Here is a 2,971-nt window from a genome sequence, read left to right on the forward strand (position 1 = left end):
ACTCATGTCGACATCGATGTCAGCAACTTCACCGCGGATCATAACTACACCCAAAACCTGCAGACCCAGGTCGATCTGGGCAAACTGGAGCAGGGTGGGCTGGATGCGGTGTGGTTCAGCATTTACACCGGGCAGGGGGAGCTTACCGAAGAGGGTTACGCGGCAGCGTTGGAAAATGCGCGAGCCAAGTTCGATGCGGTACATCGCCTGACCGAAGAAATTGCTCCGGAACGCATAGGCCTGGCGACCACCACAGCGCAGGTGCGCGAGTTGATTGCCAACGGCAAATTGGCAGCGCTGATCGGGGTGGAAAACGCCTATCCACTGGGTACCGATCTCAGCCTGGTACAGGAGTTTTACGATCGCGGCGCGCGCTATATGTCACTGTCGCACAACGGCCACAGCCAGTTCTCCGATTCCAATACCGGTGAGAGCGACGGTGTGTGGTTGCATAACGGGCTCAGTGATCTGGGGCGCGAGCTGATCGGGGAAATGAACCGGGTCGGAATCATCATCGACCTGTCGCATCCCTCCAAGGCCGCCAACCTGGAAACCCTGCGTCTGACCAAGGCGCCGGTAATCGCGTCCCATTCCTCCGCCAGAGCCCTGAACGATGTCAGTCGCAACCTGGATGACGAAGAGCTGATGGCAATCAAGGAAAACGGCGGGGTGGTCCAGACCGTGGCCTTTGCGTCCTATCTCAATACCGAAAAAAATGATGCCTGGAAAACAAAGGCGCTTGAGGTGATGGGTAAGGAAGCCGAGAAAAACGGTTTCAAAATGCTGGACTGGAAAGAGGTGGGCCAGCTCGACAGTGAAGCCCGCCACGAATACATGGCCGGCTTTATGAAACTGCGTGCACAGGTGGCGCCCATCGTGGAAAAAGAAGTCGACCCGCTGGTGCCGCCGGTGAATGTGCAGGATTTCGTCGACCACATCGATTACCTGGTGAAGAAAATCGGTATCGAACACGTGGGTATCAGCTCAGATTTCGATGGTGGTGGCGGCGTTGCCGGTTGGAATGACGCATCGCAAACGGTGTCAGTGACCGAAGAGTTGCTCAAGCGCCACTATACGGAAGAAGATATTTCCAAATTGTGGAGTGGCAATCTCATGCGGGTAATGGACGAGGTGCAGGCCGTTGCGGATTCACTGCAGAAAGTCGAGGGCTAGGGCGTTCATACGGCATCCAGTCTGGCAGTCCGGCGGGTTCGCCGGACTGCCAGATCTTTGCCCGGTACCCAAGAGTACCTCTCCGAAATTACTCAGCCTGGATCAGTGCTGTTATTGCGACACGCATTCCAGCCGGCCGTGAAAATTATGACATCCACTAAGTATTAAGCTCTTCAAAGTTGATGCCGTATTTGCCCAGTAACTGCTTTACCCTATGAGAGTCGTTATTTGACGTTTTCTTAAGTCGGCTCACATTGAAGAGCTTCCGGCCTGCCTCAGCCATTGAGCTGGATTCTTTGCAGATTTTAATCAGTGTGGCAAGTTTGAGTTGCTCGTAATAGTCCATTGCTTCACTGCGTCCATTTCCCAGAACGGCATCGATGATAGTCTGCAGCTGCAATTCGCTGTCTTCAGCGGACTGCCATTTCTGTTTCAGCCGAAAAATTTCCTCTTCAACAATATCTTCGGTAATCCGGCCACCATCTGCGAGGGTTGCCATCCGGGTAATGCTGGCATTCAGGTCCCGAAAATTTGCGGACCAGCTCGCCATGGGTGCGCGCCCAAAGTTCAGGTATTTTTCCCGTGCAGCTTTGTTAAAGCCGGCCAGATATCCCGCTTTATTGGCGAAGGATTCCAGCTCGTAATCGATGTTGGGTTCGAGATCCTCGATGCGGTCTTTTAGTGACGGAAGCCGATATGTCCAAAGATCGATTCGCGCCAGTAGATCCGCGCGGAAGCTTCCCTCCCGAACTCTTTGCGCGAGGTCGTTATTGGTACCTGCGATTAACTGGAAGTCGCTGCTGGTTTCCTTGTCCGAACCGAACGGAATAAACCGCTTGTCTTCAATGGCACGCAAAAGCATCGCCTGTTCATCGAGGCCAAGCTCGCCAATTTCGTCCAAAAACAACAAACCCTGGTGGGCCTGCTTAAGCAGGCCGGGGCGATCTGCGCTGGCTCCGGTAAAAGCGCCCTTTTTGTGGCCAAACAATGCGGACATTGCGTTCTCACCTTTCAGTGTGGCGCAGTTGATTGCTACCAGTTGGCCTGAGAGATTGCCGCGCTGCCTGCGCAATTCGTAAACCCGCTGGGCGAGTTGTGACTTCCCGGCACCAGTGGGGCCCGTGATCAGGATGGGCGCATTGGAGCGAATGGATACTTTCTCCAGCTGCGCGATCATGTCGTTAAAGGCTTTGTTGCTCGTTTCGATGCCACCCTTGAGATAAGCCGTGCCCTCCTGGTGCTCTTTCTGGAAGCGTGAGGCTATCTGATCGTATTTGGAAAGATCGAGATTGATGATCTGGTATTGGCCGGGCAGGTTGCTGTCCCGTTTCGCCGGTGACGTTTGCAGTAGCTGCCCGGGCAGGTATCCCGCTTCGGTAAGCAGGTAGAGACAGATCTGCGCAACGTGGGTCCCGGTGGTGATGTGGATCAGGTAATTTTCACTGCTTGGTGTGAAGCGGTAGCCGCGGGCGAAATCGAGCAACAGGCTGTAAACCGATTCAAAGTCCCAAGGGTCCTGAAAATTCACGCGGTGATGTACCACCTCGGTTTCGGGAGATACCCGGGCGATATCTTCGGTTACCTGGTCCGCCAGGCCCTGGGAGTGGTTGTCAAACAGCAGCTCGAGTCGATCGATCAGCAAATCATCGTGCTGGCACATGGAAATATTGGGGCGCCACTTGTCCCAGCGCTTGTCGCCCCGTCCGCGCCGATCCAATGTGGTTCCAAGAATGCTGATTGCGACTGTTTTCATACTATCGAATATATGATTTAGATATCAAAAAAGATAGAAATTTGT

Annotated in this window: 2 protein-coding genes; one reads left to right on the forward strand and one right to left on the reverse strand. The window is 54.0% G+C overall.

What is annotated here, in order from left to right; translation table 11 throughout:
* On the forward strand, positions 1–1,173 hold a 1,173-nt coding region (locus tag VIL80_RS06820; RefSeq protein ID WP_332035370.1), incomplete at its 5' end, for a dipeptidase.
* 157 nt (positions 1,174–1,330) lie between these two features.
* On the opposite strand, the gene rtcR is transcribed toward VIL80_RS06820, so the two are convergent.
* Positions 1,331–2,926 carry an RNA repair transcriptional activator RtcR gene (gene rtcR / locus VIL80_RS06825; RefSeq protein WP_332035371.1) on the reverse strand — a complete coding sequence of 532 codons (1,596 nt, stop codon included), beginning with the start codon at positions 2,924–2,926 and terminating at the stop codon, positions 1,331–1,333.
* Between the last annotated feature and the right edge of the window lie 45 nt (positions 2,927–2,971).

Source organism: Microbulbifer sp., assembly GCF_036563125.1.
Lineage (GTDB): Bacteria > Pseudomonadota > Gammaproteobacteria > Pseudomonadales > Cellvibrionaceae > Microbulbifer.